Raw genomic sequence first — 26102 nt, forward strand, 5'->3', positions numbered from 1 at the left:
AGACTGCGCTTTTCGCACCTGCGCTGCCCGACGGGCGACTTGGCACACCCCTTGCGGTCGACCCCAGGGTGGAGCCCGACTGGACCTGCCCCTTCTGTTCGCTGCTGTGCGATGGTTTCGCGCTGGAGCGCGCTGCGCCGGCGCTGGTGCTGCGCGGGACCGACTGCCCGCGCGCCCGGGCCGGGCTTGCGGCGCACGCGGGGGGCGAGGCACCCGCTGCATGGATCGATGGCGGCGTCGCGCCGCAGGAGGAGGCGATCGCCGAGGCGGCGCGCCGGCTGGCGCGCTGGCGCCAGCCGCTGCTGGGCGGGCTGGGCACGGACATGGCGGGAGCGCGCGCGCTGTTCCGGCTCGCTGCCCGCACGGGCGCGATCTGCGACCACGGCGACGGCGAGTCGCTGATGCACGGCGCGCGTGCCGTGCAGGACCGCGGGCAGTGCTACACCACGCTGGCCGAGATCCGCGCCCGCGCCGATGTGGTCGTCTGCGTCGGCACGCAGGCCATCGCGCACTACCCGGAGTTCTTCCGCCGCTGCGGCCTCGATCGGCCCGACACGCCTTGCAAGCGCCTCGTGTTCCTGGGGGTGGAGCCGCCGCCGGGCCTGCCGGATGCCGTCCCCGTGCAGCGCATCGCTGGCTCCGGCGACCTGCTGGCGGATCTGCAGCAACTCGCGGCCTTGCTGGTGCCAGCGCGATGCCGCGCCCCGGATCCCGAACTCACCGAACTGGCCACCATGCTGCGCGAGGCGCGCTATGGGGTGCTGGTATGGGAAGCTGCGATGCTGCCGGCGCACGGCGCGCTGGCCGTCGAACTCCTGAACCGCATCGCCGGCACGCTCAATCGCACCACGCGCGCCGCGACCTTTTCGCTGGGCGGCAGCGACGGCGCCTATGCCGTGCAACAGGTGTTCACCTGGATGTCCGGCCTGCCGCTGCGCACGCGCGCGACGGCCGGCGGGCTGGAACACGACCCCGTCCGTTTCGCCGGCCAGCGCCTGCTCGATGGCGAGGCGGTCGACGGCCTGCTGTGGGTCTGGAGCTTCGCACCCGAGCGCCTGCCGCCGGCCACCCGGCTGCCGCGGATCGTGCTCGGCCCGCCCGGCATGGGACCGCGCTTGCAGCAGGCCGACGTCGCCCGGCGCTGCGTCTTCGTGCCTGTGGCCACACCGGGTCTCAACGCCGCGGGCCACCTGTTCCGCACCGACGGCGTGGTGGTGCCGCTCGTGGCCGCGCGCGACGACGCGCTGCCGGCCGTGGCGCAAGTCGTGGCGCGCCTGCTGGAACACCTGGAGTCGCCGGCATGACGACCCGGCGCCTGCGCGGCGGCCGCGTCTTCGATCCGGCCAACGGCGTCGATGGCGAAGTGCGTGACGTGGTGATGCGCGAGGGCCGCATCGTGGCGCTCGATGCGCGCGAGGCAGTCGACGAGGAGATCGATGCCGGCGGCTGCATCGTGCTGGCCGGCGGCGTCGACCTGCACAGCCACATCGGCGGCGGCAAGGTGAACCTCGCCCGGCTGCTGCTGCCGGAGGACCACCGGCGCGGGTTCGCGGCCCCGGCCGGATCCGACAACGCCCTCGAGCTTCCCTCCTGCGGAAACTGCGCACCGGGCACCCTGGCCACCGGCTACCGCTATGCGGAGATGGGCTACACCTCCGTGTTCGAGCCCGCGATGGCGGCCAGCAACGCGCGCCACGCCCACATGGAAATGGGCGACGTGCCGATCGTGGACCACGGCGCCTACGTGATGCTCGGGAACGACGAACTGTTCCTGGAACTGCTTTCGAAAGGCACCGACCCGCAGCGCCTGCGCGACTACGTGGGCTGGGTGGTGCATGCGACCAAGGCGCTGGGCGTGAAGGTCGTCAACCCCGCCGGCATTTCCGCCTTCAAGTTCAACCAGCGCAAGCTCGATGTCGACCAGGCGCACGTGCACTGGCAGGTCACGCCGCGGCAGGTGATAGGCGCCCTCGCGCGCGCAGTGCACGAACTCGGGCTGGCGCACCCGCTGCACATCCACGCCAGCAACCTCGGCGCCGCCGGCAACATCGCCTCCACCCTCGCGACCATGGAGGCGCTGGAAGGCCTGCCCGGGCACCTCACGCACGTGCAGTTCCACTGCTACGGCGCCGACGGTCCGCGCAGTTTCTCTTCCGCCGCCCTGGCCCTGGCGGAGGCGCTGGAGAAGCACCCGAACTGCTCCATCGACGTCGGCCAGGTGCTGTTCGGGCAGACCGTCACGGCCTCCGGCGACACGATGCGCCAGCACGGCAACGCCGACCTGTCGCACCCGCGCAAGGGCATCCTCGCCGACATCGAATGCGACTCGGGTTGCGGCGTCCTGCCGTTCCGCTATCGGGAGCAAAGCTACGTCAATGCCTTGCAGTGGAGCATCGGCCTGGAGCTGTTCCTGCAGGTGCGCGACCCGTGGCGCGTGGTGCTGACGACCGATCACCCGAACGGCGCTCCTTTCACCAGCTACCCGCACCTGATGCGCCTGCTGATGGACAAGCCCTTCCGCGACGAACAACTCGCGCGCCTGCACCCGGACGTGGCGGCGCAGTCGGCCCTGAAGCACATCACGCGCGAGCTGACGCTGTCGGAGATCGCGATCATGACGCGCGCGGCGCCGGCCCGCCTGCTCGGATTGCGCGAGCGCGGCCACCTCGGCCCCGGCGCGGCGGCGGATGTCGCGGTGTACCGGGAGCAGGGCGACGTGGAGGCGATGTTCACCCGCGCGGCCTGGGTCTTCAAGGACGGCGAACCCGTCGTGCGCGACGGCCGGGTGGTCGCCACGCCGGTGGGCGCCACGCACTTCGCGCAACCCGAGTTCGATCCGGGCGTCGAGCGCCTGCTCGACGAGCGCCCCCTGGGCGTGCACAAGCGCTATGCCGTGATCGGCCACGACGAGCTCTGTGCCTGCTGCAACGGCGGACGGCTGCTGCCCTCGGCCTGCGAGGCGCGGAGCGTGTGATGCGCATCAACGGCGTCGCCATCGACGACAGCTTCGCGGAGGCCTTCCCCATGAAGGCGACGCGGCTGGTGATCACCGCGCACGAGCGCACCTGGGCGATGCATGCGGCGGTCAGCGCCACCGGCATGGCCACTTCGGTGATCGCCTGCGGTTGCGAAGCGGGCATCGAGCGCGAACTGGCGCGCGAAGAGACGCCGGACGGCCGCCCCGGCGTCGCGATCCTGCTGTTCGGCGTCTCCGGCAAGGAACTCGCCAGGCAGGTGGAGCGACGCGTGGGTCAATGCGTGATGACCTGCCCCACGACGGCGGTGTTCGCCGGCCTGCGCGAGGGCGAGCCGGTGGCGCTCGGGCGCAACCTGCGCTTCTTCGGCGACGGCTGGCAGATGTCCAAGGTGATCCAGGGCGTGCGCTACTGGCGCGTTCCCGTGATGGACGGCGAATTCGTGGCGCAGGAAACCACGCCCGTGACCAAGGGCGTGGGCGGCGGCAACCTGCTGCTGCTGGCCCGCGACACCGACACGGCACTCGCCGGCGCCAGCGCCGCCGTGCAGGCGATGCGCAGCGTGCCGGGCGTGATCCTGCCCTTCCCGGGGGGCGTGGTGCGCTCCGGTTCCAAGGTGGGCAGCAAGTATGCGGCGGTGGTCGCGTCCACCAACGATGCGTTCTGTCCCTCGCTGGTCCACCTGAGTCCCCGCAGCGAGCTCGACGAGGAGGTGCGCTGCGTGCTGGAGATCGTGATCGACGGGTTGGCCGAAGCCGATGTGGCGGCGGCCATGCGCGCAGGCATCGCCGCCGTGGTGGAACGCGGGGCGCAGGCGGGCATCACGCGCATCTCGGCCGGCAACTACGGCGGCAAGCTCGGGCCCTTCCACTTCCGGTTGCACGCGCTGGCGCCGCAGGGGGAAGGGCGATGAGGCACACGCTGGTCGCGCGTGCCGCGCCGTCGCTGCGCATCGACGGCCGCGGCATCGTTCCGGCGGCGCTGTGCGCGATGACGCGGGAGGAGGTGCTGCGGCTGCCCCTGCCGCACGGACGCGAGTCCATGCCGCTGGGCGAGTGGTTCGCGGTGAACTCGGAAAGCGTCGACGACGCGAGCCCGTGCCTGCGGCTGGAAGGCGATCTGGCGCGCTTCGACGGCCTCGGCACCGGCATGGCGGACGGTCTCCTGGAGCTGCACGGCAGCGTCGGCGACAGCGCCGGCCTCGGCATGGCCGGCGGCACGCTGCGCGTCCACGGCAGCGCCGGCGTGCTGGCAGGCTGCGCCATGAGCGGCGGCTGGCTGGAAGTGGAGGGCGACGTCGGCGATTTCGCCGCCGGCGGCCTGCCGGGCGACATGGAAGGCATGCGCGGCGGAACACTCGTGGTGCACGGCAGTGCCGGCGCGCGCCTGGCCGACCGCATGCGCCGCGGCACCGTCGCCGTCCACGGCGATGCCGGCGAGTTCCTGGCTTCGCGCATGGTGGCCGGCACCGTCGCCATCGGCGGCGCCTGCGGGCGGCACCCGGGGTGGGCGATGCGCCGGGGCAGCATCGTCTTCGCCGGTGCCGCGCCTTCGCCGCCGTCCACCTTCGTTCCCGTGGCGTCCGATGCCCGGGTGATCTGGCAACTGCTGGCGCGCGACCTCGCGCGCCTCGGCGGGCGCTTCGAAGACCTGCCGCGGCGCGCGTTCACGCGCTGGGTGGGCGACCTCGCCGTGCAGGGCCAGGGCGAGTGGCTCCTGCCGCACTGAGGCCGGGCCGGCACCGCCGATGGACATCGCGCTGTTCGATCTCGACCACACGCTGATCCCCTTCGACAGCGGATCGGTCTTCACGCGCCACCTGGCGGCGCGCGGCGCGCTGCCGCCTGACTTCGAGGACCAGTACCTGGCGTACTGCCGACGCTATGCCGAAGGCACGGTGGACATGGTGCAGATGCATCGCTTCACCGTCGGCGCGCTCGCCGTGCACGCGCCGGCCACGCTGGCCCGGTGGCTGCTCGAATTCCGCGCGACGATCGCCCCGAAGATCCCGCGCCGCGCCCGCCAACTGGTCCAGCATCACCAGGGCGCGGGCCGCGCCTGCGCGCTCGTGACCGCCACGACCCGCTTCGTGGCGGAGGCTTTCGGCGCGGTGCTCGGGCTGGAGACGGTGCTGGCCACGCAGCCCGCGCTGGGACCCGATGGGCACTACACGGGGGAGATCGTCGGCCAGCCCTGCTTTCGCGAACACAAGCGCACGCACGTGCAGGAGTGGCTGGCAGGGCAGGGCGTGCGCTGGAGCGACCTGGGGCACAGCTGGTTCTATTCCGATTCCGCGAACGACCTCCCCTTGCTGGAGGCGGTGAGCGATCCCGTCGCGGTCGACCCCGATGCCCGGCTGCTCGCCGTGGCGCAGGCGCGGGGCTGGCCCGTGATCAGCCTGCGCGACGCGTAGCCGCCTTACCGCTGTGCCGGATCGGCTTGCGCGTGCTCGCAGTGCACGTGCAGCATCGACGCGCCGACGGGCAGGTACGCCCCATAGCGCAGGATGTACTCGCGCTGCACCGCATACGCCTGGTGCTCCCACTGGATCGACTGCTCGCACGAAGGCGCGATGTTGAACGCCACGCCGCCCTTGAGCGCGTCGTCGCCGCGCGCCACACCCTGCAGGTAGTGCACCATCTCATGGACGAGGATGGAGCTGGCGAACAGGTTGTTCTCGGGGTCGAGCGACGCGTCGATGTAGACGTTCTTGCCGCCGGCGTACCAGCCGAGCACCTTGCATTCCTGGCCGTGGCAGGCTTGCTCGGTGAAGAAGGCGTGTGGCTTGACCACGACGACGGGCGGCTCGGCCGGTGCAGGGTACCCGGACAGCGTGATGGCCCAGGACAGCAAGGTGGCGTACAGATCACTCATGGACGCCCACTCTATAGGGAAAACCCCAGATGAGCACGCAATGACCTGTCAGCCAAAGGACGTATCCCGGGCCGGACGGGTGCCCGAGGTGTCGAACGCCTCAACGGATGGCCTTGTCGACGTTCTCGGCCGATGCCATTCCCTTCGCCTCGGCGACCCCCTTGGCCCCACGCAGGATCGTGCCCGCCATGTCGGCTTCGGTGAAGTCGGCGCCCGTGACGTCGGCGCCGCTCAGGTCCGCGCCGGCCAGCTTGGCGCGGAACAGGTTGGCGCCCCGCAGGTTGCTGCCCCGCAGGTCGGCGAAGGAGAGCAGGGTGCGGTTCAGGTCGGCCCCCGCGAGGTTCACGCCGGCCAGGTTCGCGCTCGTGAGATCGGTGCGCATCTGGCCCATGCCCTGGTTCTTGATGTTCACGCCGATGCGCGCCTGCGCCAGGTCGGCGCCGCTCAGGTCCGCGCCCGGCAGGTCGGCGATCATGCGCGCACCGCGCAGGTTGGCCGACTTGAAGGTCGGCATCTTGCGCACCGTGCCGCCGAGGATCACGACCGAGAGCAAGCTCGCGTCGCGCAGGTCCGCGCCGGTGAAATCCGCGCCCATCAACCAGGCGCCATTGAGGTTCGCGCCGGCCAGGTCGACGCCGCGCAGGTCGGCCGAAACGAGCTTGCTGCCGAACAGGCTGGTGCCGCGGAAACTGGCGCGACGCAGGTCGAGGTTGCTCAGGTCGACGTCGGAAAGGTCCTTGCCGTCGAAGACCACGCGTCCGGAGGCCGCAGCCGCCAGGGCCGCCGAGACCTGCTCGCGCGAAAGCTCGCCGGCGGCTGCCGCCGCCCCCAGCGCGATCAGAACGAGGGCGCGCGCGCCGAGCGGGATGCACCTGCGCCAGGAAGTCACGGTGGCAGTCTCCAGGTTCTGGCCGGTCACAGGCACGCCGTCCCTGCGCGGGCCTCGTCAGAAGGGTCCCCGCCGACGAGGGTAGCACTGCGCAGCCGCAAGCCACGCAGAGGGCGACAGGAGGCGGCGCCGGGACGGCCCGGCCGGCCCCTCAAAGCTGCGCGCGGGTGATGGTGGTCGCGCCGAACTCGGCGCGCGCGTGGGCCACCAGCCCCTCGCGCCGGGACTCGGGGGCCTCCACCGTGAAGACGTGCCAGAACATCATCTGCCGGGTCTCGTCGAAGAGGACATGAGGGAACTGTTTCGCGAGGTAGTGTCGCAGCCCCCTCGCGCCGGTGACCGGGACCTTCAGCAGGACCACGTACTCGCCACGTTCGCCCTGCATCGAGGGTGTGGGCTGCTCCGCGTCTCCATAACGGCTCGGCTTCATGCGAGGCATTCTGGCTCTGCGGCTTGAAACTGCCTTGTAGGACTGCACCGCAGGCGAGGCGAGGCCGGACCCTACACGCCCAAGAGGGCTACGGGCGCCCGGCGCCAGATGCATTTGTGGAAATGGATTCCGCAGATGTCCTGTGCTGCGGCGTCGGCTGCCGTCCGGCAGGCGCACGCCAGGGGCTTTCGCCCTGACGCGGCCCATCGCGCACGGGCGTTGCAGCCCTGTCGGCATGGATGCACCTGTCGACGCCGTCACGGCCACGAGCTGGGTACGAGGCCTCCTCCGCGCTGGCGTGCGTAGTGCGGCCGCGCATTCGCGCCCCGGGTTCGTCCTTACGGGGGCCGCACCGCAAGGGCGCCAGCCTCGCGCGGGTGCCGCCCCAACGGACTGCGCGCCGCGCGCCGAGGAACTCCCCGCCCCGGTACCGATCCCACTTTCTCGCCCCTGAAGGGCTGGGAGGATGCATGCGGCGCACATGGAAACTTGCCGGAAGCCTGGCGTTCGTCCTGCTCGCGGGAAGCGTCGCTTCCCTCGCGGTGTGGCGCTTCGTCGGCCCGTGGGAGACGCCGGCTTCCGCCGACGTCGAGGCGGCGATGCAGCGGCGTGCGGCCTTGCGCGCCGCAGCCCAGGGAGCGGAAATGAGAGCGGCCGACGCCGTCAGCGCCGCCCTCAGCGGCCGCGGCCACTGCGAGTTCGCGCCCTTGCTCGCCAGCAGCGGCGGCGCGGACCGGCAGTTCAGCATCGCGAACGCCGTGCTGCCGGAACGCGGCGCGGATCCCGGGAGCTACCTGACCGTCGCCAGGGAGGCGCAGCAGCAGAACCGCCTCCGCGATGCCGAGGTCGCGCTGATCGTCGCGTGCCGGCTGGCGGCGCGGCAGCCGGAACGCCCGAACGTGGTACTCGGTGACGTCGAGAAGATGCTCGCGGACCACTACGCCGAGGTGGCGAACACCGCGGGCGGGGCGGCACCCCGCGGCGAACTGCTGGCGCGCGCGACCACCCTGATGCACGGCGCGCTGGAGACGTACCGCGCGGCGTTGGGGGAGCACTCATCCAAGACGCAGCTCGCGCAGCAGCGGCTGGCATCGCTCGATACCTCGTCGATGGCTGCCGCGGCGCTGCTCGCGGCGACCCGCACGGATCCCGAGCCGGTGCCGCAGCGGCGGCTCGCGCATTCCGCGCCGCCGAAGGCCGCTGCCACCACGCTGCGGGTCACGCGGGCGGCCCCGGCCCGCGGCAGCCTGCTGGACGAGCGCATCCCCGCGGCGCCAGCGGTGCGCGAGGATGTCCGCGCGGACGCCGAGCTGGCGCAGCTCGAAAGGGACCTCCAGCGGCTTCGCGCGCAGGTCGCGGCCGTGAGCGACGATCCAGACGGCCTGCGCCGGCGTTCGGCGCAGGCCGTCGCGCAGCGGGAACGCTGCCGCGACAAGGCCTGCCTGCTGCGCTGGTACGCCGCGCGCAGAGGCCAGCTGCTGGACGAGTTCTGATCCGCGCGCCGCGGCGGACCGGCCCGGCGGCTTGCGCTGCTCCAGGACGACCGCCGCGCCGCGCCGCGGCGTTTTGGTCCACAGTAGCGGCCATGCAGGATCCGGTGCTGATGGGCGCTGGTGCACGGCTTTCGCTGCGCCGGCTGTGGGTGCGGCTGCGGGCGAGCTTCTGGTTCACTCCGGCGCTGATCGTTCTTGCGTCCATGCTGGTGGCGGTCGTGCTGGTGGAGTTCGACGCCGTCCGATCCGCCGACCTGGCGAGATGGTCGCCGCGGCTGTTCGGCGCCGGCGCGGACGGCTCCCGGGCCATGCTCTCGGCCATCGCGACCTCGATGATCACCGTCGCCGGCGTCGTGTTCTCGATCACGATCGTGACGCTCTCGCTGACGGCCACCGAATACTCGCCGCGGGTGCTGCGCAACTTCATGCGCGATGCACCGACGCAGGTCGTGCTGGGCGTGTTCGTCGGCATCTTCGCCTATTGCCTCGTCGTGTTGCGGACGATCCGCGGCGGCGATGAAGGGGAATTCATTCCCTCGGTGGCCGTTCTGGTGGGCCTCGGATACGCCTTTGCCGGCATCGGCGTCCTGATCTACTTCATCCACCATGTGGCCCTGAGCATCCAGGCCTCGTCCATCCTGGGCCGCATCGCCGCCGACACGGAAAGGGCCATCGACCACCTGTTCCCGCAGGAGGTGGGGGAGGCGCTCGCCGGGCAGGCAGGAGAACGCATGCTGCCGCGGCAGTGGCACACGATCCAGGCGCATCGCAGCGGGTATGTGCAGTCCGTCGATGCCGACGTGTTGCTGCGGTACGCCTGCGAGCGCGACACGGTCGTGCGCCTGTGCGTGAACGTCGGCCAGTACGTCTCGGAAGGCACGCCCTTGCTCGAGGCCGGTCTCGGCGGCGCATCGACGCAGCAACTGGAGGCGCTGCGAAGTTGCGTGGGCGTGGGTCGGCAGCGGACGGTGGAGCAGGACGCTGCGTTCGGGCTGCAGCAACTGGTGGACGTGGCGCTGCGGGCCCTCTCGCCCGGCGTGAACGATCCCACCACCGCGTGCATGTGCGTCAACGAACTGGGCCGGCTGCTGGCGCGGCTCGTGGGGCGCGCCATGCCTGAATCCCATCGCTTCGGTGGCGGACGCCTGCGCGTGATCGCGACGGTGCCGGACTTCGGGCGCATGGTCGACGAGGCGCTGCTGCCCGTGGTGCGCTACGCCGCGGGCAATCAGCAAGTGCTGGCGCACGTGGCGGATGCGCTCGCCAGGATCCGCGAGGCAGCGCCGTTGCCGGCGCGCAAGGCGGCGCTGCGCGCCTGCTTCGCCGAGTTGCGGGCCGAGGTTGCACGCGTTCGGCCGCGGCGGCGCTCGGCGGCGTTGCGGCGGCGCCTGAGGGACATGGAGGCAGGACGGAGCTGAAGCTTCTTGTCCGCGCCGACGGCAGCGCCGCAGCAACCGGTCGAACAGCACGGTGACCGCCCTCCTTACAGCGAAGACGCGTGGCCTTCGCGTTCGCCCTTAAGGGCCGACCCGTTGTTTGCACGCCTGCCGCATGATGGACTTCCGCCCCGCTGCGCGATGTCCTACGGCTGCGCTTGCCACGCGGCGCGAGCATATGCCGATGGAATCTCGATTCAACCAAGGTCGCTCGAACGCAAGCCGCCCGGCTCCGGTGCATGCGCATCGGCGGCAGCGCGCCGTGCACGCCGCCCGGGAGCAGCAAGCATGAAGGGTGTTCCGGAGTTCTCCGAACTCGCGCAGTTCCTCGTCGCGCCCGGCGCGCCGTATCCCCTGGGCGCCACCTGCGACGGCGAGGGCGTCAATTTCGCGCTCTATTCCGAACACGCGACCAAGGTGGAGGTCTGCCTGTTCGACGCCGCGGGCAAGGAGTCGCGGATCTGCCTGCGCGAACAGACGGCTTTCGTCTGGCACGGCTACCTGCGCGGCCTGCAGCCGGGGCAACGCTACGGGTTCCGGGTGCATGGTCCCTACGACCCGGCCCGCGGCCTTCGCTTCAACCCGCAAATGGTGCTGCTCGATCCGTATGCGCGTGCCGTCGATGGACTGGAGGACTTTTCGCGGGGCGGCTTCGCCTATGTCCCGGGCTCGCCCGAGGCAGACCTGGAACCGGTGGGCTGCGAGCAGCGCGCCGCACCGCTTGGCATGGTGATCGATCCGTGCTTCGACTGGGGCGACGACCGCTGGCCCAACACGCCCTGGAACGAAACGGTCCTCTACGAAGCGCACGTGAAGGGCCTCACGATGCTGCATCCGGACGTCCCGCCGAAACTGCGCGGCACCTATGCCGGCCTGGCCCATCCGGCCATGCTGCGGTACCTGAAGAAGCTGGGGGTGACCGCGGTCGAACTCATGCCGGTGCACGCGCACGTGGACGATCCCTTCCTCGTCGACAAGGGCCTGCGCAACTACTGGGGCTATTCGACGCTCGGCTACTTCGCTCCGGACCTGCGCTACAGCGCCTCGTTCCGCCGGGGCGACGCCGCGGGTGCGGTGCGCGAGTTCAAGGAGATGGTGAAGGCACTCCATTCCGCTGGCCTGGAGGTGATCCTCGACGTGGTCTACAACCACACCGCGGAGGGCAACCACCTCGGGCCTACCCTGAGCCTCAAGGGCATTGACAATCCCACCTACTACCGGCTGGTGCCCGAGCAGCCCCGCTACTACTTCGACTACACCGGCACCGGCAACACGCTCAATGTGCGGCATCCGCAGGCGCTGCAACTCGTCATGGATTCGCTGCGCTACTGGCTCACTTCCATGCACGTCGACGGCTTCCGCTTCGACCTGGCCAGCACGCTGGCGCGAGGGCTGCACGAGGTCGACCAGCTTTCCGGCTTCTTCACCATCATCCACCAGGACCCGGTCCTCAGCCGGGCGAAGTTGATCGCCGAACCGTGGGACGTGGGCGAGGGCGGCTACCAGGTCGGCAACTTCCCCGTGAAGTGGACGGAGTGGAACGGCATCTATCGCGACTCGATCCGCGCCTTCTGGCGCGGCGAGGGCGGGCGTGCCAGTGACCTGGGCCTGCGGCTCACCGGTTCCAGCGACCTGTACCAGGGCGATGGCCGCAAGCCCTCGGCCAGCATCAACCTCGTGACGGCGCATGACGGCTTCACGCTGCGCGACCTGGTCACCTACGACCGCAAGCACAACGAGGCGAATGGCGAAGGCAACCGCGACGGCGACGACCACAACCGCTCGTGGAACTGCGGCGCGGAGGGACCCAGCACCGACGGCCAGGTGAGCGCACTTCGCGTGCGCCAGCAGCGCAATCTGCTGGCGACCCTGCTTCTGAGCCAGGGTACGCCGATGCTCGTCGCCGGCGACGAATGCGGTCGTACCCAGCGCGGCAACAACAACGCCTACTGTCAGGATAACGAAATCAGCTGGATGGACTGGCAGGGGCGGGACGAAAGCCTGCTGGCCTTCACTCGCAAGCTGCTTCGCATCCGCAGGGGCCACCCGGCGTTGCGGCGGCAGAAGTTCTTCTCGGGCCGGCCGATTCGCGGTGGCGACATCCGCGACGTGATGTGGTTCCGCCATGACGGGGAGACGATGACCGACGAGGACTGGAACAATCCGCACACCCAGTCGCTGGCGATGTTCCTCGCCGGCAACGGCCTGGAGGAGACCGACAGTTCCGGCCGGCCGCTGTGCGACGACAACCTGCTGCTGGTCATGTCGGCATGGAGCCAGGACATGGAGTTCACGCTTCCTGAACTGCCAGGCTGTGCGGGTTGGGAACTGGTCCTGGACACCAGCAGGGACGTTGCGGAGGAAGCTTGCAGGCCAGGCGAGGCAACCCTGCTCGTCGCGCACTCGCTCAAGCTGTTCCGGTCGCCCCTCGCCGGACCGCCAGCGTCCTGAGCACCGAGGCCCGCAGTCGCGGCCGGGTCTGCTCTTACGGAAACCGGGCCTTGCGCCTAGCATTCCGCGGCCGGCGCTCGCCGCGGCCGTGCGGCAGGATCGCATTTGTCCAAACAGATCCCGGCCGGCGGGTACGAAATCCCGCCGTCGGAGTGCGCGTACAGCGTCGCCTCGTGGGGTCCGAGTTGGTCGCTCCTCCGGCGCCTCCACCTGCAATGTGTTCGAATTTCCGGGAGATCCGAAATGCAGTCCAGACCCACCGTGCAGGCCGCACTGGCCGCATCCTTGCTTGCACTCGCTTGTGGCGCGAATGCGCAGCAGTACATCGTCGGCAGCGCCGACATGGACCATGATGGCATCGCCAACCGCTACGACCGCGACAGGGACGGCGACAAGGTCCCGAACTCCCGGGACCGCCACCCAAACCGGTTCGACCGGGTGGCGCGAACCGGCCCCCGCGGCGACCTCGACCACGACGGCGTGCAGAACCGCTACGACCGGGATCGCGATGGCGACGGCATCGTCAACGGGCGCGACTCCCATCCTGACCGCTTCGACAAGCGCGTCGCGCGCAACGGGCCGCGGGGCGACCGCGATGGCGATGGGATCCAGAATCGGCACGACCACGATCGCGACGGCGACGGGGTCGCGAACCGGCGCGACCCCCATCCGGATCGCAAGGATGTCGCAGGCGTCGGGCGCACCGGGCCGGGAAACGATCTCGACGGCGACGGCATCCAGAATCGCCACGACCGCGATCGCGATGGTGACGGAGTGCGCAACCGCAGAGATGACCACCCGAACCTTCGGCAGCGCGGCTAGGGTTGGTGGGGCGGGACCAGACCATTCCTCGCGAAGCTGAGGCCGCTTCATCTGTCTGAAACGCAAAAGAGTCAGCAGGCGCTAACCTGCTGACTCTTTTCTTGTTTGGCTCCCCGACCTGGGCTCGAACCAGGGACCTACGGATTAACAGTCCGGCGCTCTACCGACTGAGCTATCGGGGAACAAGCCTTAGATTATATACAGCTTTTCTGGCTCATCCGTGCGCGGGCCGAGATTCAGCAAATCGTCAGTCGAACACCGGCGTCTCGACGCCCAGCACCTTGTGCAGCTTCGGGCTGGTGGTCGTGTACTGCAGGTGGATCTTTCCCTTCTCGGGGAAGATGATGGGCGCGGCGCCGAAGGCGGCCAGCGCGCACTCGTGGAAGCCGGAGAGGATCAGCTTCTTCTTGCCCGGATAGGTGTTGATGTCGCCCACCGCGAAGATGCCCGGCACGTTGGTCGAGAACTTCTCGGTGTCCACCTTCAGCTGCTTGCGCTCGATGTCCAGGCCCCAGTCGGCGATCGGGCCCAGCTTGGGCGACAGGCCAAAGAAGACCAGCAGCATGTCCGTCGGCACGGTGCGGGTGACGCCATCGCCGCCGGTGACCTTGGCGGCCGTCAGCTTGCCGTCCTTTTCCTCGTAGCCGGTCACCTGGCCGACGATGAACTGCATCTCCATCTGCTCGCACAGTTCGTGCATCCGGGCCACCGAGGCGGGCGCGGCACGGAAGCCGTCGCGGCGGTGCACCAGGATCACGCTCTCGGCCTTGTTGGTGTTGCCGTCCTCGTTGCCGGGCGTGAAGTTCAGCGCCCAGTCCAGCGCGGAGTCGCCGCCGCCCACCACCAGCAGGTTCTTGCCGGCGAACTCGGCCGGGCTGCGCACGCGGTAGAAGAGCTGCCTGCCCTCGAACTTGTCGAGGCCTTCCACCTTCAGCGTCCGCGGCTCGAAGGCGCCCACGCCCGCCGCGATGAAGATGGTCTTGGTGAGGAATTTCGTGCTCTTGGAGGTCTCGACGTAGAAGCGGCCGTCGTCCTGCTGCTCGACCACCGTGACGGTCTGCCCCAGGTGGAAGGTGGCGCCGAAGGGCTCGATCTGCTTGAGCAGCGAATCCGTCAGTTCCTTGCCGGTGCAGACCGGGATCGCCGGGATGTCGTAGATCGGCTTGTCGGGATAGAGCTCGATCGGCTGGCCGCCGGGGTAGGCGAGCGAGTCGATGACGTGCGCCTTGATCTCCAGCAGGCCGAGTTCGAACACCTGGAACAGGCCCACGGGACCCGCGCCGATGATCACGGCATCCGTCTCGATCGGGCCGTCATGGGCGGCGGCGGTCTTGATCACTTCTTCGTTGAGATTGGGTTCCATGGTCCTTACTTGACAAGCTCCTTGAGCTTGTCTTTCCTGTCTTTCCATTCCTCCGCATCCGGCAGCGCGGGCTTGCGCTTGGTGATGCTCTTCCAGCCGGGGGCATGCGACAGCTGGGCGTTCAACTTGGTGAACGCGACCTGGTCGGCCGGCACGTCTTCTTCCGCGTAGATCGCGTTGACCGGGCATTCCGGGATGCACACCGCGCAGTCGATGCACTCGTCCGGGTCGATCACCAGCATGTTCGGCCCCTCGCGGAAACAGTCCACGGGGCAGACGTCCACGCAATCGGTGTACTTGCAGCGGATACAGGTTTCGGTGACGACGTGTGTCATTGTTGTACGGCAGGTCGGGGGAAGCGCCGATTTTACCGGGTCATGCAGGGCGGCCCTTGTGCCTGCCCGTATGCCCCCGCGGGTTTGCGCTGTGTCAACCGACGAGCACGGCCCCGGAGGTCTTGTGCGTGGCGGTATCCACCAGCACCAGCGCACCCAGGGACCGCGAGCGCGCATAGGGCAGGGTGGCCAGCGGCTCCTGCAGGCTCAGTTCCACGTGGCCGATGCCATTGGGCTCCAGGTGGTCGGCGTCGTGTTCGGCCAGCGTGTTCACGTCCAGCTTGTGCACGATGCGCTTCACCTTGGCCTTCACCCAGCGGTGGCCGTGCAGCGCCCAATAGGCGCGGCCGGCGACCAGCGGCTCGTCGTCGAGCCACGCGACCGTGGCGCGGATCTCGCGCGTGGGCGCGAAGGCGCCGGGCGCCAGCAGCCAGTCGCCGCGCGAGACGTCCACCTCGCGGTCCAGGATGATGCCGGCGCTGTGGCGGGCACCGATCTCGGTCGGCGTGCGCGCGTGATCCAGCACCTGCGCCACCTTCGCGGCCCGGCCGCCCGGAAGCACCGTGACTTCATCGCCCGGCCGCACGCTGCCGGTGGCCACGCGGCCCCAGAACACGCGGCGGCCCTGCGAGGTGTCCGCGGACGACGCGAACTTTTCCACCCACTGCACCGGGAAGGCGAAGGCTTCGGTGGTCTCCGCCGGCGTCACATCGATCTGCTCCAGCAGGGTCAGCAGCGCGAGGCCGTGGTAGCCGCACCAGCCGGGCTCGGCCTCGACCACGTTGTGGCCCTTCAGCGCGGAGATCGGCACGATCGCGCGGGCCTCGATGTTCCCCGCCTGCGTGAAGCGTTCCAGCGCATCGCGGATGTTGGTGAAGGCCACCGTGGGATCCGCCACCGCATCGAGCTTGTTCACCGCGAAGACGATGGCGGGCACGCGCAGCAGCTTGCACAGCAGCGTGTGGCGGCGTGTCTGCGGCAGCAGTTCCAGCCCCGGCTGCTGCCACTTGAGCTTGGTCGCGTCGACCAGCACCACGGCGGCGTCGGCGCTCGAGGCCGCCGTCACCATGTTGCGGGTGTACTGCTCGTGGCCCGGCGCGTCGCCGATGATGAACTTGCGCGCCGGGGTGGCGAAGTAGCGGTAGGCCACGTCGATCGTGATGCCCTGTTCGCGCTCGGCGGACAGGCCGTCGGTCAGCAGCGCGAGGTCGGCCTCGCCGGACTTGGAGACGGAGGCGAGCTGGTCCTGCAGGACGGCGCGGCTGTCCACCAGCAGGCGCCCGATCAGGGTGCTCTTGCCGTCGTCGACGCTGCCGCAGGTGATGAAGCGCAGTGCGGCGTCGTGGTCGGTGAGGGTCACGGTCATCAGAAATATCCGTCCTTCTTGCGCTTTTCCATGGAGGCGTCGGAGGTCTTGTCGTCCATCCGCGTGGCGCCCCGCTCGCTCACGTCGGCCAGCAGCGTCTCCGCCACCACCTCGCTGGCATTCGAGGCCGGGCTTTCCACCGGGCAGGTGCAGGTGATGTCGCCGACGGTGCGAAAGCGCACGGTGCGCGTCACGACCTCTTCACCGGCCTTGGGTTGCGTCAGGTCCGTCACCGGAACCAGCAGCCCGCGGCGCTCGACCACCTGGCGCCGGTGCGCGTAATAGATGGAGGGCAGGTCGATGGCCTCGCGTTCGATGTACTGCCACACGTCCAGCTCGGTCCAGTTCGAGATGGGGAACACGCGGAAGTGCTCGCCCGGGTGCAGGCGCGTGTTGAACAGCGTCCAGAGTTCGGGGCGCTGCGCCTTCGGCTGCCACTGCCCGAAGCTGTCGCGGTGCGAGAAGATGCGTTCCTTGGCACGGGCCTTCTCCTCGTCGCGGCGGGCGCCGCCGATCAGCGCGTCGAAGCCGAATTCCTCGATCGCCTCCAGCAGCGTGACGGACTGGTGGGCGTTGCGGCTCTCGTCGGGGCGCGCCAGGCGCACGGTGCCCCGGCGCATCGAATCTTCCACGCTGCGCACGATCAGTTCGGCACCGAGCTGCTCCGCGCGGTGGTCCCGGAAGTCCGTGACCTCGCGGAAGTTGTGCCCGGTGTCTATCATCAGCAGCGGATACGGGATGCGCCCGCTGCCGAAGGCCTTCTCGGCGCATTTCAGCAGGACCAGCGAGTCCTTGCCGCCCGAGAACAGCAGCGTCGGCCGCTCGAAGGCCCCCGCCACTTCACGCAGGATGAAGATGGCTTCTTCCTCCAGCGCGTCGAGGTGCCGGTTGCTGATGCGGCCCAGGAGCTGGGGTTCGGTGCGTGCGTTCATGCGGCGGCCTTTTCTTCTGTCTTGACGTGAAGCCCGCACTCTTTCGCGGCCTCGTCCTCCCACCACCAGCGTCCCGAGCGGAAGTCCTCACCGAGGCTGATCGCCCGGGTGCAGGGCGCGCAGCCGATGCTGGGATAGAACTGGTCGTGCAGCGGGTTGTAGTCGACCCCGTTGACGCTGATGTAGTGCCAGACGTCGCCCCAGGTCCAGTTGGCCAGGGGATTCAGCTTGGTCCGGCCGTTCGTGGCGACCTCCGATGCATCCACCAGGGGCACGTCGGCGCGCGCGGCGGACTGCTCGCGGCGAAGCCCGGTGATCCAGGCTTTCTGCCCCGCCAGCGCGCGCGCGAGCGGCTCCAGCTTGCGGATGTGACAGCAACTCTTGCGCAGCGCGATGCTGCGGTACATGGCCTCGCGGCCCTCCCGCGCGACGAACTGGATCACGGACTCCTGCACCGGCCGGTAAACCTCCACCGGCGCGCGCGAGCTCGCCTGGGTGCGTGCCAGCAGGTCCAGCGTTTCCTGGTGCAGCTCACCGGTCTCCAGCACGAACACCGGGATGTCCAGCTCCAGCGCGTTGATCAGGTGCGTGATCACGACGTCCTCGGCGCCCAGGCTGGACGCCTGCTTCAGCGGCGTGAACTCGGAAGCGGCCTGGATCAGCAGCCGCTGCGTCTCGGCGAGCCTGGCTTCGAAATCCTTCGAAGGCCGCGCGTGCAGGTCGATGGCGCTCATGTCAGCTTCGGGCGAACAGCGGCTGGGGCGTCACTACGTCGGCCTGGTAGAAGGCGGCGTAGCGGTCGAACTGGCGCTGGGCGTCGGCGATGTCCTTGCCTTCCTTGAGCACCGCGCTGGAAAAGCCGGTGCGCTGCATCTGCACCAGCTGGTCGATCAGCACGTCGCCGGTGGCGCGGATGTCGCCCGTGAACTTGCGGCGGCGCCGCAGCAGGTAGGCCTGGCTGAACGCGCGGCCGTCGCTGAACTTGGGGAAGTGCAGCTCGATGCGGTCGACGCCTTCGAGCGGCAACTCGGCGACGTCGGCGTCGTTGGCGACCACCAGCACGTTCACGTTCTCTTCCGCCTGCACGTCCTCGGCCTGCAGGATCCTGATCACACGCGCGGTCATGCGACTTCCCTTTCGACGAAACGGGCGCCATTGGCGGCCGCCTTGAACGGCTCGTGGCCCACGCGGCGCAGCGTGGCGATGAAGGTTTCGAACCTGCCGTCGCCCGTGGGCTGGCGCAGCTGGCGGTAGGCGTCGATCAGGGCGTCGATCACGCCGGGCACTTCCTCCTTCGCGAAGGAGGGGCCGACGATCTTGCCGGGGGTGGCCGGGCCGGAGAGCTCCGAGCCGTTGGAGCCGCCGAGCGTGATCTGGTACCACTCCTTGCCGTCCTTGTCGACGCCGAGGATGCCGATGTGGCCGGCATGGTGGTGGCCGCAGGAATTGATGCAGCCGGAGAAGTTCAGGTCGATCTCGCCGATGTCGTGTTCCTCGTCGAGGTCCTGGAAGCGCTCGGTGATGGCTTCGGCGATCGGCAGCGAGCGCGCGTTGGCCAGCGAGCAGAAGTCGCCGCCGGGGCAGGCGATCATGTCGGTGATCAGGCCGATGTTCGGGCGCGCCAGGCCCAGCTTGCGGGCGGCCGCCCACAACTCCGGCAGGTCGTCCTGGTGCACCCAGGGCAGCAGCAGGTTCTGTTCGTGCGTGACGCGCGCCTCGCCGGCGGAGAAGCGCTCCGCCAGGTCGGCGCAGGCATCGAACTGGTCGGCGTTGCAGTCGCCGGGGTTCTGGCCCAGGCGCTTGAACGACAGCACCACGGCGCGCAGCTCGGGGTTGCGGTGCGGCAGCACATTGCGCTGCAGCCAGCGGTCGTACAGCGGGTCGGCCTCGGCGTCGGCGCGGATGATCTCGTGCACGCGCGCATCGGCGGAGTCCCGCTGCGGGCGCCGGACCTCGGGGGCGACGAACTGCGCGGCGATGCGCGCGTATTCGGCCTGCGTGATGGTGTGCGGCGCGCCGTCGATCTCCAGGATCTGGCGGAATTCCTCTTCCACCTTGTCGATGTAGCGCTGGCCCTCGGCCTTCACCAGGATCTTGATGCGGGCCTTCCACACGTTGTCGCGGCGGCCGTACTGGTTGTAGACGCGGATGCAGGCCTCGAGGTAGGAGAGGATGTGCCGCCACTGCACGAACTCGCGCACCACGGTGGCGATCACCGGCGTGCGGCCCATGCCGCCGCCCACCAGCACCTTGAAGCCCAGTTCGCCGGCCTCGTCCTTCACGAGCTGCAGGCTGATGTCGTACCAGCCCAGGGCCGCCCGGTCTTCCTTCGCGCCATTGAGCGCGATCTTGAACTTGCGCGGCAGGAACGCGAATTCCGGGTGCACCGCGGCCCACTGGCGGATGATCTCCGCGAACGGGCGCGGATCGGCGATCTCGTCGACGGCGATGCCCGCCAGCGCTTCGGTCGTGATGTTGCGGATGGCGTTGCCGCTGGTCTGGATGCCGTGCATGTTCACGCTGGCCAGCAGCTCCATCACGTCGGCCGCCCTGGTGATCGGGATCCAGTTGAACTGCACGTTGGTGCGCGTGCTGAAGTGGCCGTAGCCGTAGTTCAGCTTGGTCACCACCTGGCGGTTAGTGCCGGAGATGGGCACCGGGCCGAGGGCCAGCTGCTTTTCCTGCGCCTCGGCCAGCAGCGCGGGATCCGGCCGGTCGTATTCGCGCGCCACCCGGGCCAGCACGCGCAGCTGCGCACTGGAGAGCTCGCCGTAAGGCACCGAGATGCGCGCCATCGGCGCGTAGCGCTGGATGTACCAGCCGTTCTGCAGCCGCAGCGGCCGCAGTTCCTCGTCCGAGAGCTTGCCCGCCTGCCAGCGTTCCAGCTGGTCGCGGAACTGGGCGGCGCGGGCGCGCACGAACTGCCGGTCGAATTCTGTGTATTGGTACATGGAGCAAGCCTGGGCGGCCCCTTACGGAGCCGGAGCCGAGACTTTAGGGAAGGGCGTTATGGGCGCGAACTATTTTTTTGTTCGCCTCTTATGCGGATAAGCTTATGCACGAAGGCTGGCAAGGCCCGGCGCGGCATTTCCGCAAGCGAACGGACAAGGCTTGTCAGGGAGCTGTCGCCGGCCGGCGATAATGACGAGTCATCACGGGAACATGGCCCAGCGCGTCTTCATCAAGGTGGTTGGTTTTTCGGACGAGGAGCGCCACGCCCTCAATACCGTCTTCCGCCTGTCCGAGCAGTGCCTGACCATGTACCAGCTCTGGACGCCGACGGCCCCCGAGCCCCCGCGTGTCGCCCTGCTGGACGGCCTGAGCTGGGAGGCCCGGGTCGAGGCCGAATCCCCCCTGCGCCGTGACCTGCACCTGCTCTGGGTCGGCCCGAATCCGCCGGCGGCCGTCTCGCGCGCCTTCCCGCGGCCGCTGCCCTGGCCGGACGTGGTCGACGCCCTGGACCAGCTCTTCGCCCCCGAAGCGGAACTCGACGTCGACCTGGCCCAGGGCCCCGATTCCGTCATGTCGCAGAAGCAGGCCCTGATCGTCAGTGCCAGCCGCGACCAGCGCCTGTACCTGCGGGCGCGCCTGGCGCTGGCGCGCCTCACGCTGGCCGACGAGGCCGAAACCGGCGCCGCGGCGCTGGAGCTGGCGCGCGCCAAGCAGTACGACCTGGCGCTGCTCGATTGCAACCTGCCGGACGTCGATGCGTGGCTCCTGCTGCGGCAGCTCAAGCAGGGGGCGCATGCGATCCAGCACGTCGCCATGACGCAGGCCGAGCGCACCGTGCCGGAACGCCTGCGTGCCTGGCTGGGCGGGGCGGACGCCCTGCTGGAGAACCCGCCGCACCCGGGCCGGCTCGATGCCTGGCTCAGCCGGATCGAGCTCGGTCCTGCCTCCTAGCGTCCAGGGCCTGCGCCAGCCGCGCTTCGAGCGGCAGCGGCTCGCCATGCAGGCGGGCGGCGATCAGTTCACCGCACAAGGCCGCGAAGGTCAGGCCGCGCGAGCCCATCGCGGTGCTCACCCACAGGCCGGGCTCCAGTTCGCCGGCCAGCGGCCGGCGGTCCGTCGAGGCGCAGCGCACGCCGCTCCAGGAACGCGTCTCGCGGCGTTGCAGCGCGCCCTGGAAGGCCGGGGCCGCGCGCGGCAGCACCTGCCGCACGCGCTCCAGGTTGGCGGCGTCGTCCTCGCGGCGCAGCGACTCGTCGGCATCGCCGCGGCCGTAGGTCGAGCCCGTGATCCAGGCCTCGCGTTCGACCAGGGGCACGCGCGGCAGGAAGTGGCCATGGCCGTTGACCGGAAAGGGCGGCAGCAGGGCCGCATCGTCGGCATGCGGCGCCCAGGTCACCTGGCCGCGGACCGGGTGGAGCTGCAGGCGGTTTTCGAGCAGTGCGGCGCTGTCATGCGCGGCGGCGACGACGACCAGCGAGGCCTGTCCCATCGCTTCGCCTGCACCGTTCTCCAGCCGCCAGCTTTCGCCCTGCCGCAGGACGCGCGCGACCTTGCGGCCGCCGCAGAAGCGCACCCCGGGCGTGCGCAGCCAGGAGCGCACCAGCGCGGCCGGCTCGATCCATGCCGCGTTGTCGTGCCACCAGGCGGCCTGGTCCACCGCGATCCCGGCGGCACGTTTCTGGCCTTCGGTCGCTTCGCGACTCCAGGGTTCGAGGGCTTCGCCGATGCCGGGCAGCGGCCGGTGATCGTCGGCGCGCCATTCGAGCACGCCGGTGCGGCGCCACTCCAGGCCGTCGGCCAGCCGCGCCTGCGCTTCCTGCAGCGTGAGGCGCACGCCGGCGCGCGACAGGCGCGACAGCAGGTTGTCGTCGGGCGACTGGTGCGGCGCGAGCAGGCCCGCCGGCAGATCCGAGGCGCCGGTGGCCGGGCCGGCAGCGGTGTCGAACACGCGCACCGACCAGCCGCGGCGCGCCAGGCTGGCCGCCGCCGCCGCGCCCGAGAGGCCGGCGCCGATGACGATGCAGTCTGCCGCCTCGGCCTCGCCTGGCGCCTCCAGTCCCTTGACTTCCCACCCGGGGTCGTAGCGGCCGGCCAGGCATTCGCGCTTGGGCGGCAGTCCGGCGCGCCGGGTCAGCTGCCAGCCGCAGGACTTCAGGTCGCGGCGCAACTGGCCGACGACCGACCACGTGGCGAGCAGGGCGCCCCGGTGGCACAGGCGCGTGACGGCCTTGAGCGTCTCCAGGCTCCACATCTGCGGATTGCGTTCGGGATCGAAGCCGTCCAGGAACACGGCGTCGGCGCGGAAGGCCTGTTCGCGCAGCATGGGCGCGACGTCGCCCACGCACAGCGTGAGCAGCACGCGGCCTTCGGCCAGGACGAAGCGATGGAAGCCCGGCGTCAGGCCCTGCCACTGCTGCGCGAGTTCGGTCGCCAGCGGCAGCAGGCCCGCTTCCGTGGCGGCGCTGCGCAGCAGGTCGTCGGCCGAGACGGGAAACGCTTCGATCGAGGCGAAGTGCAGCACGCGCGGCCGCTGCGGATCCTGCAGCCAGGCCAGCCAGGTCGCCAGGAAGTTCAGGCCCAGGCCGAAGCCGGTCTCCAGCACCCGCCATTGCGGGCGCCCGGCCCATGCCGCGGGCAGGCCGCAGCCATCGAGGAAGACGTGGCGCGCCTGGGCGAGGCCGCCGGTGGCCGAGCGATAGATGTCGTCGAAGCGCGGGCTGCGCGGCGTGCCGTCGTCGTCCCAGGCGACGACCTCGCTCATGGAATCATTCGGTGGGCGGGACGTATCCCGCGGCTGCGTCCGCGCCGCTGCCGAAGAAATGGTTTTCCATCTGGCGCTTCAGGTATTCGCGGGCGCGCTGGTCGGCGAGGTTCAGGCGGTTCTCGTTCACCAGCATCGTCTGGTGCTTCAGCCACTGCTGCCACGCTTCCTTGCTGACGTTCTCGTAGATGCGCTTTCCCAGTTCGCCGGGATAGGGTGGGAAATCGAGCCCCTCGGCCTCGCGGCCAAGCTTGATGCATTGCACGGTGCGTGCCATTCACGCCCCTTTCTTCGGATTAGCTTATGCGGATATGCAACCAAGAACTCTGTCGTTCGTGGCGCGCGCGCCGGCTTCCAGAATGCGCCCCATCGACAACGGGAGCATTCCATGAGCCTTCGCCGCGACTTTATCAAGATTCCGCTCACGCTCGGCGCGGCAGGCGTCCTGGGCCTGACCGGCCTGCCCACGCTGGCGCAGCCGCTGCAACTGCTCAATGTGTCCTACGACCCCACGCGCGAGCTGTACGTGGAGTTCAACCAGGCCTTCGCGAAGTACTGGAAGGGCAGGACGGGGCAGGACGTGCAGGTGAAGCAGTCGCACGGCGGCTCGGGCAAGCAGGCCCGCTCCGTCATCGACGGTCTCGAGGCCGACGTGGTGACGCTCGCCCTGGGCGGCGACATCGACGCGCTCGTCGCGCACGGCGGCTGGGTGGCCAGGGACTGGCAGAAGCGCCTGCCGCACAACGCATCTCCCTACACCTCGACGATCGTGCTGGTGGTGCGCAAGGGCAACCCGAAGAACGTGCGGGACTGGGACGACCTCGTGCGACCCGGCGTCTCCGTGATCACCCCGAACCCGAAGACCTCGGGGGGCGCGCGCTGGAACTACCTGGCCGCGTGGGAGTTCGGCAAGCGCAGGTACGGCGGCGACGCCAGGGCCAGGGACTTCGCCGCGCGGCTGTTCGGCAACGTGCCGGTGCTCGACACCGGCGCACGCGGCGCGACCATCACCTTCGCGCAGCGCAACCAGGGTGACGTGCTGATCGCCTGGGAGAACGAGGCCTGGCTGCTGCAGAAGGAGTTCGCGGGCAAGGTCGACATCGTGTACCCGACGCTGACCATCCTCGCCGAGCCGCCGGTAGCCGTGGTGGACCGCAACGTCGACAGGCGCGGCACGCGCGCCATCGCCGAGGAGTACCTGAAGTTTCTCTACGCGGAGCAGGGGCAGGACATCATCGGCAGGAATTTCTACCGTCCGGCGGTCTCGAAGGCGGCGCAGGCCAAGTACGCGCAGCAGTTCCCGAAGCTGAACCTGTTCACCATCGACGAGGCCTTCGGCGGCTGGGCGAAGGCGGACAAGGAGCACTTCGCCGAGGGCGGCAGCTTCGACCAGGTCTACACGCGCAAGTAAACAGGAGTACGCTGGCCGGCCAACCGCTGCGGCCTCGGCGAGGTCGCGTGACCCATGACAGGAGAACCAAGATGGCCTACCGCATAGCCGTGATCGTCGGCAGCCTGCGTCGCGAATCGTTCAACGGACAGCTCGCGGCCGCGCTGCAGAAGCTGGCGCATCCGCAGCTCGAGTTCACCACGGTGCGCATCGGCGACCTGCCGCTGTACAACCAGGACGAGGAGAACAACCCGACCGAGGCGGTGCGGCGCATGAAGACCGAGATCGCCGCCGCGCAGGGCGTGCTGTTCGTGACGCCCGAATACAACCGCTCGATCCCTGGCGTGCTGAAGAATGCCATCGACCATGGCTCCCGGCCCTATGGCCAGAGCGTGTGGAGCGGCAAGCCGGCCGCGATCATCGGCATCTCCGTCGGCGCGATCGGCACCGCGATCGCGCAGGGCCACCTGCGCACGGTCCTGGGCTACCTGGACATGCCGACGCTCGGCCAGCCGGAGATGTACCTGCAGAACAAGCCCGGCTTCTTCGGCGCCAACGGCGAGGTCGGTTCGGACGGCACCCGCGAGTTCCTGCAGAAGTTCGTGGACCGCTTCACCGAGTGGGTGAAGGAGCACGCGGACCGGGCGGCGAACCGCTAGCTAGGAGCCGTTGGCGGAGGCGCAGGCGCCCACGCGCACGCGCACGCGGACTGGAGATGGCGAACCGCTGGAACTCCCGTCATCCCCGCGGAGGCGGGGACCCAGGGCTTCCAGAGAAAAACCGCCCGCGGGCGGCTTCTCTGGGCCCCCGCCTTCGCGGGGGTGACGGCATGAGCGGGGGCGACAGCACAAGCGGGGAGACGCGTAGCGAGGCCCAACGCAGCGAAGTTCAGGCGCGGATCGCGGCCTTGCCCTCGTTCGCGGCTTCGGTCACGTGCGCCAGGATGTCACCCTCGGCCGCAGCCAGCCCCGCGGCCTTGGCGGCGTCGCCCATGGCCATGCCTTCGGCGCGCACGAAGCGCACGTCGGTCACGCCGAGGAAGCCCAGCACGGTGCGCAGGTAGCTTTCCTGGTGGTCCATCTGCGGCGCGCCCGCGTAGGCGCCGCCGCGTGTGGAGGCCACGATCACCGTCTTGCCGCCGGCCAGGCCCACCGGGCCCGCCTCGGTGTACTTGAAGGTGCGGCCGGCCTGCGCGATGCGGTCGATCCAGGCCTTCAGCTGGCTCGGGACGCTGAAGTTGTACATGGGGGCACCCACGACCACCACGTCGGCCGCGAGGAACTGGCTCACCAGCTGTTCGGACAGGGCGTTCTCGCGCTTCTGCGCCACGGTCAGCGTCGCGTCGTCGAGGCCGAGCCGGAAGCCGAGCGAGTCCATGTTCAGGTGGCCGGGCGCGTCCACCGCCAGGTCGAGGTACTCGACGACGGTGCCCGGACGGGTGGACTGCCACTGGGCCACGATCCGGCGCGTCAGTTCGCGGGAGACGGAGTTGGCGCCCAGCGGGCTCGAATCGATGTGCAGCAGTTTCATTGCAATCTCCTGTGGATCGGCCGGAGGGGGAATCGGCACTAGGAGAAGATTGTGCGGATGGATCGATACCGCGATAAGACGGCAATTTCGCGTTTGATTGTCC

The 26102-nt window shown here is 69.7% G+C and carries 25 protein-coding genes and 1 tRNA gene; 12 read left to right on the forward strand and 14 right to left on the reverse strand.

All coding sequences use genetic code 11. The features are described from left to right. Positions 1-68: 68 nt before the first annotated feature. Genes JI746_RS06255 through JI746_RS06275 form a run of 5 tightly spaced genes read left to right on the forward strand, consistent with a single transcriptional unit; the run spans position 69 to position 5388 of the window. Positions 69-1304: a molybdopterin-binding domain-containing protein gene (locus JI746_RS06255; RefSeq protein ID WP_201687943.1), complete on the forward strand. Its 1236-nt coding sequence runs from the start codon at positions 69-71 to the stop codon at positions 1302-1304. Continuing rightward, on the forward strand, positions 1301-2974 hold the full coding sequence (locus JI746_RS06260; RefSeq protein WP_201687944.1) for a formylmethanofuran dehydrogenase subunit A: 1674 nt from the start codon (positions 1301-1303) through the stop codon (positions 2972-2974). Before JI746_RS06255 ends, JI746_RS06260 begins: the two co-directional genes overlap by 4 nt. After that, positions 2974-3888, forward strand: a complete 915-nt coding sequence (gene fhcD / locus JI746_RS06265; protein WP_201687945.1) for a formylmethanofuran--tetrahydromethanopterin N-formyltransferase — start codon at positions 2974-2976, stop codon at positions 3886-3888. Before JI746_RS06260 ends, fhcD begins: the two co-directional genes overlap by 1 nt. Beyond that, positions 3885-4703: a formylmethanofuran dehydrogenase subunit C gene (locus JI746_RS06270; RefSeq protein ID WP_201687946.1), complete on the forward strand. Its 819-nt coding sequence runs from the start codon at positions 3885-3887 to the stop codon at positions 4701-4703. The genes fhcD and JI746_RS06270 overlap by 4 nt, the downstream gene beginning before the upstream one ends. A gap of 19 nt (positions 4704-4722) precedes the next feature. Then, positions 4723-5388, forward strand: a complete 666-nt coding sequence (locus JI746_RS06275; RefSeq protein ID WP_201687947.1) for an HAD family hydrolase — start codon at positions 4723-4725, stop codon at positions 5386-5388. 5 nt (positions 5389-5393) lie between these two features. Here JI746_RS06275 and JI746_RS06280 read toward each other — a convergent pair whose 3' ends face one another. From JI746_RS06280 to JI746_RS06290, 3 genes are all read right to left on the reverse strand, one after another. Further along, on the reverse strand, positions 5394-5849 hold the full coding sequence (locus tag JI746_RS06280; RefSeq protein ID WP_201687948.1) for a hypothetical protein: 456 nt from the start codon (positions 5847-5849) through the stop codon (positions 5394-5396). Positions 5850-5949: 100 nt separating this feature from the next. Further along, the gene (locus tag JI746_RS27965; protein WP_201687949.1) at positions 5950-6738 is read right to left on the reverse strand and encodes a pentapeptide repeat-containing protein; all 789 of its coding nucleotides are present in this window, start codon (positions 6736-6738) and stop codon (positions 5950-5952) included. A gap of 151 nt (positions 6739-6889) precedes the next feature. After that, positions 6890-7168 carry a hypothetical protein gene (locus JI746_RS06290; protein ID WP_201687950.1) on the reverse strand — a complete coding sequence of 93 codons (279 nt, stop codon included), beginning with the start codon at positions 7166-7168 and terminating at the stop codon, positions 6890-6892. A 470-nt stretch (positions 7169-7638) separates the two neighbouring features. Between JI746_RS06290 and JI746_RS06295 the strand changes: the two genes are divergently transcribed. The 4 genes from JI746_RS06295 (at position 7639) to JI746_RS06310 (ending at position 13370) form a co-directional block, all read left to right on the forward strand. Then, positions 7639-8661, forward strand: coding sequence for a lysozyme inhibitor LprI family protein (locus JI746_RS06295; RefSeq protein WP_201687951.1), 1023 nt, complete (start codon positions 7639-7641; stop codon positions 8659-8661). A 92-nt stretch (positions 8662-8753) separates the two neighbouring features. After that, positions 8754-10079, forward strand: a complete 1326-nt coding sequence (locus JI746_RS06300) for a DUF2254 domain-containing protein (RefSeq protein WP_201687952.1) — start codon at positions 8754-8756, stop codon at positions 10077-10079. A gap of 306 nt (positions 10080-10385) precedes the next feature. Then, a complete protein-coding gene (gene glgX / locus JI746_RS06305) occupies positions 10386-12548 on the forward strand; it encodes a glycogen debranching protein GlgX (RefSeq protein WP_201687953.1) in 2163 nt (720 codons plus the stop codon). Between the two features lie 243 nt (positions 12549-12791). Further along, entirely contained in the window at positions 12792-13370 is a 579-nt protein-coding gene (locus JI746_RS06310) for a hypothetical protein (protein WP_201688200.1), read from the forward strand. A gap of 106 nt (positions 13371-13476) precedes the next feature. On the opposite strand, the gene JI746_RS06315 is transcribed toward JI746_RS06310, so the two are convergent. The 8 genes from JI746_RS06315 to JI746_RS06350 all read right to left on the reverse strand — a co-directional run bounded on the left by JI746_RS06315 (position 13477) and on the right by JI746_RS06350 (position 20317). Beyond that, positions 13477-13552: transfer RNA gene (locus JI746_RS06315), tRNA-Asn, on the reverse strand. Between the two features lie 65 nt (positions 13553-13617). Beyond that, the gene (locus JI746_RS06320) at positions 13618-14733 is read right to left on the reverse strand and encodes an NAD(P)/FAD-dependent oxidoreductase (RefSeq protein WP_201687954.1); all 1116 of its coding nucleotides are present in this window, start codon (positions 14731-14733) and stop codon (positions 13618-13620) included. Positions 14734-14738: 5 nt separating this feature from the next. Continuing rightward, positions 14739-15068 carry a ferredoxin FdxA gene (gene fdxA / locus JI746_RS06325; protein WP_201687955.1) on the reverse strand — a complete coding sequence of 110 codons (330 nt, stop codon included), beginning with the start codon at positions 15066-15068 and terminating at the stop codon, positions 14739-14741. Positions 15069-15162: 94 nt separating this feature from the next. Then, a complete protein-coding gene (locus tag JI746_RS06330; protein WP_201687956.1) occupies positions 15163-16434 on the reverse strand; it encodes a sulfate adenylyltransferase subunit 1 in 1272 nt (423 codons plus the stop codon). After that, complete coding sequence (gene cysD / locus JI746_RS06335) at positions 16434-17366, reverse strand: sulfate adenylyltransferase subunit CysD (RefSeq protein ID WP_201687957.1); 933 nt, start codon at positions 17364-17366, stop codon at positions 16434-16436. Before cysD ends, JI746_RS06330 begins: the two co-directional genes overlap by 1 nt. Further along, on the reverse strand, positions 17363-18100 hold the full coding sequence (locus JI746_RS06340) for a phosphoadenylyl-sulfate reductase (protein WP_201687958.1): 738 nt from the start codon (positions 18098-18100) through the stop codon (positions 17363-17365). The genes cysD and JI746_RS06340 overlap by 4 nt, the downstream gene beginning before the upstream one ends. A 1-nt stretch (position 18101) precedes the next feature. Further along, positions 18102-18491, reverse strand: a complete 390-nt coding sequence (locus JI746_RS06345) for a DUF934 domain-containing protein (RefSeq protein WP_201687959.1) — start codon at positions 18489-18491, stop codon at positions 18102-18104. Next, positions 18488-20317, reverse strand: a complete 1830-nt coding sequence (locus tag JI746_RS06350; RefSeq protein WP_201687960.1) for a nitrite/sulfite reductase — start codon at positions 20315-20317, stop codon at positions 18488-18490. The genes JI746_RS06345 and JI746_RS06350 overlap by 4 nt, the downstream gene beginning before the upstream one ends. Positions 20318-20528: 211 nt before the next feature. Here JI746_RS06350 and JI746_RS06355 point away from each other — a divergent pair, with 211 nt between their 5' ends. Beyond that, positions 20529-21269 carry a response regulator gene (locus JI746_RS06355; RefSeq protein ID WP_201687961.1) on the forward strand — a complete coding sequence of 247 codons (741 nt, stop codon included), beginning with the start codon at positions 20529-20531 and terminating at the stop codon, positions 21267-21269. Here the strand turns inward: JI746_RS06355 and mnmC are convergent. Both mnmC and JI746_RS06365 read right to left on the reverse strand, forming a co-directional pair. Beyond that, positions 21238-23079 (reverse strand): FAD-dependent 5-carboxymethylaminomethyl-2-thiouridine(34) oxidoreductase MnmC, encoded by a 1842-nt coding sequence (mnmC, locus tag JI746_RS06360; RefSeq protein ID WP_201687962.1) that lies wholly within the window; start codon positions 23077-23079, stop codon positions 21238-21240. The genes JI746_RS06355 and mnmC overlap by 32 nt on opposite strands. Before the next feature lie 4 nt (positions 23080-23083). After that, entirely contained in the window at positions 23084-23356 is a 273-nt protein-coding gene (locus JI746_RS06365) for an oxidative damage protection protein (RefSeq protein WP_201687963.1), read from the reverse strand. 111 nt (positions 23357-23467) lie between these two features. On the opposite strand from JI746_RS06365, the gene JI746_RS06370 reads away from it, so the two are divergent. After that, positions 23468-24490, forward strand: a complete 1023-nt coding sequence (locus JI746_RS06370; RefSeq protein ID WP_201687964.1) for a sulfate ABC transporter substrate-binding protein — start codon at positions 23468-23470, stop codon at positions 24488-24490. A gap of 71 nt (positions 24491-24561) precedes the next feature. After that, positions 24562-25128, forward strand: a complete 567-nt coding sequence (locus tag JI746_RS06375) for an NADPH-dependent FMN reductase (protein WP_201687965.1) — start codon at positions 24562-24564, stop codon at positions 25126-25128. A gap of 229 nt (positions 25129-25357) precedes the next feature. On the opposite strand, the gene JI746_RS06380 is transcribed toward JI746_RS06375, so the two are convergent. Beyond that, the gene (locus tag JI746_RS06380; RefSeq protein ID WP_201687966.1) at positions 25358-25999 is read right to left on the reverse strand and encodes an FMN-dependent NADH-azoreductase; all 642 of its coding nucleotides are present in this window, start codon (positions 25997-25999) and stop codon (positions 25358-25360) included. Positions 26000-26102 lie beyond the last annotated feature (103 nt).

The sequence above is a fragment of the Ramlibacter alkalitolerans genome (genome assembly GCF_016722765.1).
Classification (GTDB): Bacteria; Pseudomonadota; Gammaproteobacteria; order Burkholderiales; family Burkholderiaceae_C; genus Ramlibacter; species Ramlibacter alkalitolerans.